The sequence below is a fragment of the Phenylobacterium composti DSM 19425 genome (genome assembly GCF_059568645.1).
In genome coordinates this window covers 26,375-33,100 of record NZ_JCANTT010000006.1, presented here as the reverse complement: position 1 = coordinate 33,100, position 6,726 = coordinate 26,375, and the positions used below count along the sequence as shown (strand labels likewise).

5 protein-coding genes are annotated in these 6,726 nt (G+C 69.0%); 2 read left to right on the top strand and 3 right to left on the bottom strand.

All coding sequences use genetic code 11. From position 1 onward, the window contains the following. The 3 genes from BO64_RS02680 to BO64_RS02670 all read right to left on the bottom strand — a co-directional run. Window positions 1-738 (bottom strand): AMP-binding protein (locus BO64_RS02680; protein WP_496401729.1); only part of this gene is annotated, 738 nt, incomplete at its 3' end. 10 nt (window positions 739-748) lie between these two features. After that, complete coding sequence (locus BO64_RS02675) at window positions 749-2,242, bottom strand: MFS transporter (RefSeq protein WP_496401728.1); 1,494 nt, start codon at window positions 2,240-2,242, stop codon at window positions 749-751. A 29-nt stretch (window positions 2,243-2,271) separates the two neighbouring features. Next, the gene (locus BO64_RS02670) at window positions 2,272-3,528 is read right to left on the bottom strand and encodes a TetR/AcrR family transcriptional regulator (RefSeq protein ID WP_496401727.1); all 1,257 of its coding nucleotides are present in this window, start codon (window positions 3,526-3,528) and stop codon (window positions 2,272-2,274) included. A gap of 150 nt (window positions 3,529-3,678) precedes the next feature. Between BO64_RS02670 and BO64_RS02665 the strand changes: the two genes are divergently transcribed. Together BO64_RS02665 and BO64_RS02660 are read left to right on the top strand one after the other, a co-directional pair. Continuing rightward, entirely contained in the window at window positions 3,679-4,980 is a 1,302-nt protein-coding gene (locus tag BO64_RS02665; RefSeq protein WP_496401726.1) for a hemolysin family protein, read from the top strand. A gap of 55 nt (window positions 4,981-5,035) precedes the next feature. Further along, window positions 5,036-6,715: a sulfatase-like hydrolase/transferase gene (locus BO64_RS02660; RefSeq protein ID WP_496401725.1), complete on the top strand. Its 1,680-nt coding sequence runs from the start codon at window positions 5,036-5,038 to the stop codon at window positions 6,713-6,715. Window positions 6,716-6,726 lie beyond the last annotated feature (11 nt).

Here is a 6,726-nt window from a genome sequence, read left to right as displayed (position 1 = left end):
CTCCGACAGCTGCAGGAACTGCTCCACGTCGAACTTGCCCAGCAGCACCGCCGTCCCGCCGTTGGAGACCGTGGGCAGGAACGAGACCAGGGTGGTGTTCGAATAGAGCGGCGTGGAGATCAGGGTCACCGCGTCCGACGGATAGACGCCCCGGCGGATCTGGCCCCAGCGCATCCGGTGCGGCTGGACGATGCCCTTGGGCGTGCCGGTGGTGCCCGACGAATAGATGATGTTGAAGCCCTGGTCCGGGTCGATCTCATGCAGCACCGGCTTGGCGTCCTCGGGCGCCAGCCAGGCCTCCAGGGGCACGCCGGCGTCGGAGCCGTCGAGGGCCACGCGCAGGGCGCTCACCTCGTCCATGACCCCGGCCAGGGCCTCGGCCACTCCCTTGTCCAGGAAGAACACCTTGGCCCCGCAGTCCTTCAGCTGCAGCACCAGGCTCTCCGGCGTCGACGAGGGCGCCAGCGGGGCCACGACGGCCCCTGCCCGCAGGATGCCCAGGAAGGTCGCCCCATAGGTCGCCGAGGTCGTGGCGCAGATCGCCGCCACCTCGGCCTTGCCCACGCCGTCCCGCTGCAGCGCCGCGGCGATGCGGTCCATCAGACGGTCGAGCTCGGCGTAGGAGATCGTCCGCTGCGCGTCGATCAGCGCAGACTTCTCCCCCACTTCCGCCGCCTGCGCCCGGATCACATCAGCGATGGTCCCGAAATCCTGGGCCAGCAGTTCCTCGACGGTCATGGTCAACTCCTCACAAACGCTCCGGCTCACTCCCGCGCGCCTGGGCGGCCCGCGCCGCGAGCAGGCGAAGCGTCTCCCCGTGACTCGCGCGGCTGATGCCGTAGCCCAGCAGGAAGACGGTGGCGAGCCCGTAGAGCGCCAGCTGCACCGGCACATAGACGCGGCCCAGGGCGCGCAGCACCTCCGCCGACACCTCTCCGGGCGCCGCGCCCTGGGGGAATCCGATGGCGCCCACGATCAGCGACGCCCCGAAGATGCCCAGGCCCGAGACCGCCTTGTTGACGAAGGCGGCGGCGGCGAAGAACAGCCCCTCCTGCCGACGGCCGGTCTTCAGTTCGGCATCCTCCACCACGTCGGCGATCATCGACACGAACAGGATGCCCGCCGTGGTCGCCGCCGACTGGGAGATCAGGTTGGTGGCGAACACCGCCGCATAGAGCGCCCCCTCGCCGTTGGCCGGCATCAGGCCCAGGAGCCGGAGGATCACCGGCAGGACCGCGAAGGTCAGGGCCGTCGGCACGAGCGCCATCGCCGCCGGCTTCTTGTCGAACCGAGCGGCCACCCGCGGCGCAGCGGCGAAGGCGATCACCGCCCCGATCAGGCTTGAGGCGGTGAAGCCTGCGATCTGTCCCGAGCTGAAGGCCCAGAAGTAGGTCGCGAAATAGAGGCTGATGGCGAACCCCAGGCCCGTGGCCATGGCCAGGAAGAAGGCCGCCCCCAGGATCATCAGGAACGACCGGTTGGCCAGCGTGCCGCCCATCTCGCGCCAGAACCGGCCCATGCTGATCCGCTCGTGGGGCGGGGCGCGCAGGCGCTTGATCTCTCGGTGGGTGCCCAGAGCGGAGACCAGGATCGCCGTCAGCATCACCAGGGCGGCGAAGGCGCCGTAGCTGGAGTAGCCCTGCGGATTGAGCTGTCCCACGGGATATTCGGCGGTGGGCCGCAGGAAGATGGCGAGGGCCGCCGCATAGGTGGCCAGCCCCCCGATCCACGAGAACAGGAAACGGTACGACAGGAGCTGCGTGCGCTCGTCGTAATCCGTGGTCAGTTCGGCCGACAGCGCCGCCGACGGAATCTCATAGGTGCTGATGAAGGTGCGGATCAGGATCGCCGTCACCACCAGATAGGCGATCAGCGCATTCTCGCTCCAGCCCTGCGGCGGGTTCCACAACAGCAGGTATGACAGGGCTACCGGCAGGGCGGCGGCGTACATGAACGGGTGGCGCCGGCCCCACTTCGAGCGGGTGTTGTCCGAGAGCTGGCCCAGGACCGGGTCGATAAAGGCGTCGATGATCAAGGCGACCATGATCGCCAGCCCCACCTTGGCCGCCGGCAGCCCCACAACCTGGGCGTAGAAGAAGGCCAGGAAGTAGGAAAAGCCGTTGTCCTTGGCCCCGAACGCCACCGAACCGAAGCCGTAGAAGAGCCGCGTCGTCAGGCTAAGTCGTGGTTGAGCGCCGTCTTGGGAGAGCGCCGGCCCCGGCGACAGGATTTCCTTGTTCAAGACTTGACCCTCCCCTTGCCGGCCGCGGGTCAGGCGGGCGGCGACACCAGCCCCTCGAACAGGGGTCTCACATAAAGTTCCGCCACCGCCGCCGGGGCGATGCCCCGCGTCCAGGAGCTGAGCTCGGCGGCGGCGTTGATGGCCGCGGTCACCATCTGGGCGGCGATGTTCACGTCCAGCGGCCGGATCGAACCATCGGCTATCCCGTCGCAGATGATCGAGGCGAAACGGTGCGACAGCCGGTCAAAGGCCTCCAGCATCCCGGAGCGCATCCCTTCCGGCAGGGTGGTGAGGGCCGAGCTGCGCAGCAGCGGGGCGCCGCCGCTCACCTGCCGCTCGATCAGCGCTGTGGCCGCGCCAACCAGCACCTCCAGCCCGGAGCCGCCCTCGGCCTCGGCCGCATGGATCGCCCGCCACATGATGTCGAAGGTGCGCTGGAAGCAGGCGGCCACCAGCTCGTCCTTGCCGGCGTTGTGGTGGTAGAAGGCGCCCTTGCTGACGTTGAGACGGGCCGAAATCCGCTCCACCGAGGCGCCGTGATAACCCTCCTCGTTGATCAGCTCCGTCGCTGCCCGCAGGAACAGTTCCGACGAGGCCTGGGCGCTGGGATCGCCCGCCCGCTCGAGGCTCAGAGGCCGAAGGTCCGGCCAGGATGCGCCGGAGGGCAGAAAGCCGCGCGTGAGGATGTCCACCGTCCGGGCGGCCGTGCGCGGATAGTCGCCAGGCTGAATCCGCCCGAGCCAGGCCGGTATCCAGAGGATTTCTGACAGCAGAAGGTGCGCGCGGGCGTTGGCGTGCTGGCGCGGCAGCCGCTCAGGCGCGGCCAGAAGGGCGCGCACCTGCCGGAACATCTCGACGAAGGCCTCGTTCACCGGCGCGCTGTTCAGGGCCCGGATGTCGTTGAACAGCGGCGCCTCGTCGGCCTCGCCGCGGGCCAGCCGCCGCCGGAAGTCGAAATAGGCTTCCACGAAGGCGGCGAGCCGCGCCGTCTCGTCCGGCCCCGCCCGCGCGCCTGCGCCAGCCAGGCCCTGAAACATCTCCAGGCCCTGCAACAGGGCCGCGGCGGCCAGCTCCTCCTTGTTGCGGAAGTAGTAGATCACCGCCGTGGGCACGAGGTTCAGCCGGGCGGCGACCTCGCCCAGGGTCATGCCGCGCACGCCCTTACGGTTCATTTCGGTGATGGCCGACCGGATGATGTCGTTGCGCCGGGCCTCGAAACGCCGCGTGGGACCGCGCCGCACCGGGGCGCCAGCCTCCACGTCGACATCGTTCGCGCGGTCGGTCATTCGCCTTGTGTAACGGGTTCCCGAAAGCTGCGCCAATCGTACGCTACGTCAGCTTTCGGCCGGTGAGGATCGGGACAGCGCTTCGCGCAGAGCCCGTAAGGCGCTAGCCTGAAGCCGTGGCCGCCTGGCGCCACGCTGATCTCTCCGGAAATGTTGCTGCTCGCTACCGCCGTCGTGCTCCTCCTGGTGCTGCTGAACGGCGTCTTCGCCATGTCCGAACTGGCCGTGGTCTCGTCACGTCGGGCCAAGCTCCAGGCGAGAGCGGACAAGGGCGACCGGGGCGCAGCCGCGGCCCTGAAGCTGGCCCAGGACCCCACGCGCTTCCTCTCGGCGGTGCAGGTGGGCATCACCCTCATCGGCATCCTCGCCGGCGCCTTCGGCCAGGCGACCATCGCCGCCGAGCTGGACGAACGGCTGGAGGCCTTTCCGCTGCTCGCGCCCTACTCCGAGCACATCGCCACCGGCGTGGTCGTGGTCCTGCTCACCTATTTCTCGCTGATCCTCGGCGAGCTGGTGCCCAAGCGCCTGGCCCTCATCCATCCCGAGCTTATCGCCGGCGTCGTCGCCCGCCCGCTGTCGATGCTCGCGCGCATCATGGGGCCGTTCGTGACCCTGCTCACCTTCTCCACAGCCACAGTGCTGCGCCTGCTGCGCGTGCGCGACAGCGACGGCTCCTCGGTCACCCAGGAAGAAGTCGAGTCCGTCCTTACCGAGGGAACCGGAGCCGGGGTCATCGAGCCCCAGGAAAAGGCGATGATGCAGGAGATCATGCGGCTGGGCGACCGGCCCGTGCGCGTCGCCATGACGCCCCGCACCGACGTCTACTGGATCTCCCTGGACGACCCCGAGAACGTCATCCGCGACGAGGTCCGGGCCTGCCCCTATTCGCGGTTCGTGGTGGTCAAGGGCCACGACTTCGACGCGCCGCTGGGCGTCGTCCACAAGTCGGCGGTGGCCGACTGCCTGCTGTCGGGGCACCCGCTCGACCTCGCCAAACTCGCCAAGCAGCCGATCTACATTCCCGAAACCACCTCCCTGCTCCAGGCGCTGGAGCAGCTCCAGGCCTCGCGCCTGCACATGGCCTTCGTCGTCGACGAATTCGGCGGCCTGGAAGGGGTCATCACGCCCACCGACCTGCTGGAGATGATCGCCGGCGACTTCAACGAAGGCCACGACGCCCCCGGCCAGGCCATCGTCCGCCGCGAGGACGGCTCGTATCTGGTGGACGGCAAGACCGACATCGTCGAGCTCAGCGACGCCCTGGACGACGAGTTCGAGGACGGCGGCTATCACACCGCCGCAGGCCTCGTGCTGCATCGCCTGGGCCGCCTGCCCGAGGAAGGCGAGATCCTCACCCTCGGCCGCTTCAGGGTCGAGGTGATCGACATGGACCAGCGACGCATCGACAAGCTGCTGTTCACGCCGATGAAGCCAGGCCACCCCGGCAACTAGCGGCACACATAATGTCATTATATGCTTCCACCCGACGACATGAGCGGAGGGTGCGATGAAGCGTTGGGCCTGGGTCCTCGGCGGCGTGGCGCTCGTGGCCGCCGTGGGCGGCGCCGCCTATGTGAAGCGCACCGACATCCTCGCCGCCATCGCCCGGGCGCGGATGCCGCACGTGGCCCCCAACCGGCCTGTGGAGTGGGCCGCGGGGCCGCAGGTCGCGCCAGAGGGCCCGCGCCCACCGAACATCGTCTTCATCCTGGCCGACGACCTCGGCTACAACGACATCACCTTCAATGGCGGCGGGGTGGCCGGCGGCGCCGTGCCCACCCCGAACATCGACTCCATCGGCCGTGAAGGCGTGGACTTCGCCCGCGGCTACGCCGGCAACGCCACCTGCGCGCCGTCCCGGGCGGCGGTGATGACCGGCCGCTACGCCACCCGCTTCGGCTTCGAGTTCACCCCCGCCCCCGTCGCCTTCGAGCGGATGGTCGGCACCGAGCCTGAGCCCGGCGCGATCGTAAAGCCCAGGTTCTTCGCCGACCGCATCGCCCAGATGCCCCCCGGCAGCACGGCCCCGACGCCCACGGCGGTCAACACCCTCAGCATGCCGGCCGGCGAGATCACCATCGCCGAGGTGCTGAAGGCCCGCGGCTACCACACCATCCATCTGGGCAAGTGGCACCTGGGCGGCGCCAAGGGCTCGCGCCCCGAGGATCAGGGCTTCGACGAGAGCCTGGGCTTCATCCCCGGCGGCTCCATGTACCTGCCCGAGAAACACCCGGACGTGGTCAATTCCAAGCAGCCCTGGGACGCCATCGACCGCTTCCTGTGGTCGAACCTGCCCTACAGCGTCCAGTACAACGGCGGGGAGCTCTTCCAGCCCCGCGGCTACATGACCGACTACCTGGCCGAGGAGGCGGTGAAGGCCATCCGCGCCAACCGTAACCGTCCGTTCTTCCTCTACTTCGCACCAAACGCCATCCACACGCCACTGCAGGCCAAGCGCTCGGACTACGACGCCCTGCCCCAGATCAAGGACCACCGGGAGCGGGTCTATGGGGCGATGATGCGCAACCTCGACCACAACATCGGCCTGATCCTGCAGGCCCTGCGCGACGAAGGGCTGGACCGCAACACCCTGGTGATCTTCACCAGCGACAACGGCGGCGCCGGCTACCTCGGCCTGCCCGACGTGAACAAGCCCTTCCGGGGCTGGAAATCGACCTTCTTCGAAGGCGGCGTGCGCGCGCCGTTCTTCATGCGCTGGCCCGGCGTGATCCCGGCTGGCAGGCGTTTTCCGCACCCGGTCGGCCACGTGGACATCTTCGCCACGGCCGCCACCGCCGCCGGCGCGGAGATTCCCCGGGACCGCGTGGTGGACGGCGTCGACCTCCTGCCCCACGTGCAGGGCGCGGTCCCGGGCCGCCCGCACCAGACGCTGTTCTGGCGCAGCGGCCAGTACAAGGCGGTGATCGACGGCGACTGGAAGCTCCAGAGCAACGAGGCCCTGGGCAAGGTCTGGCTGTTCAACCTGGCCGACGATCCCACCGAACGCCGCGACCTGTCCAAGACCGAGCCCCAGCGGGTCGCCGCCATGCTCGCCCTGATCCGCGCCCAGGAGGCCCAGAGCGCCAAGCCGATCTGGCCGTCGCTGCTTCAGGCCCCGGTGTTCGTGGACAAGCCCGGCGGGATGAAGCAGCTGCCCGGCGACGAATACGTCCTCTGGGACAACTGACTCTGCGACAA

Coding starts and splice junctions, on each gene's coding strand:
- BO64_RS02660 (WP_496401725.1), top strand. CDS start 5,036: ATGAAGCGTTGGGCCTGGGTCCTCGGCGGCGTGGCGCTCGTGGCCGCC.
- BO64_RS02670 (WP_496401727.1), bottom strand. CDS start 3,528: ATGACCGACCGCGCGAACGATGTCGACGTGGAGGCTGGCGCCCCGGTG.
- BO64_RS02665 (WP_496401726.1), top strand. CDS start 3,679: ATGTTGCTGCTCGCTACCGCCGTCGTGCTCCTCCTGGTGCTGCTGAAC.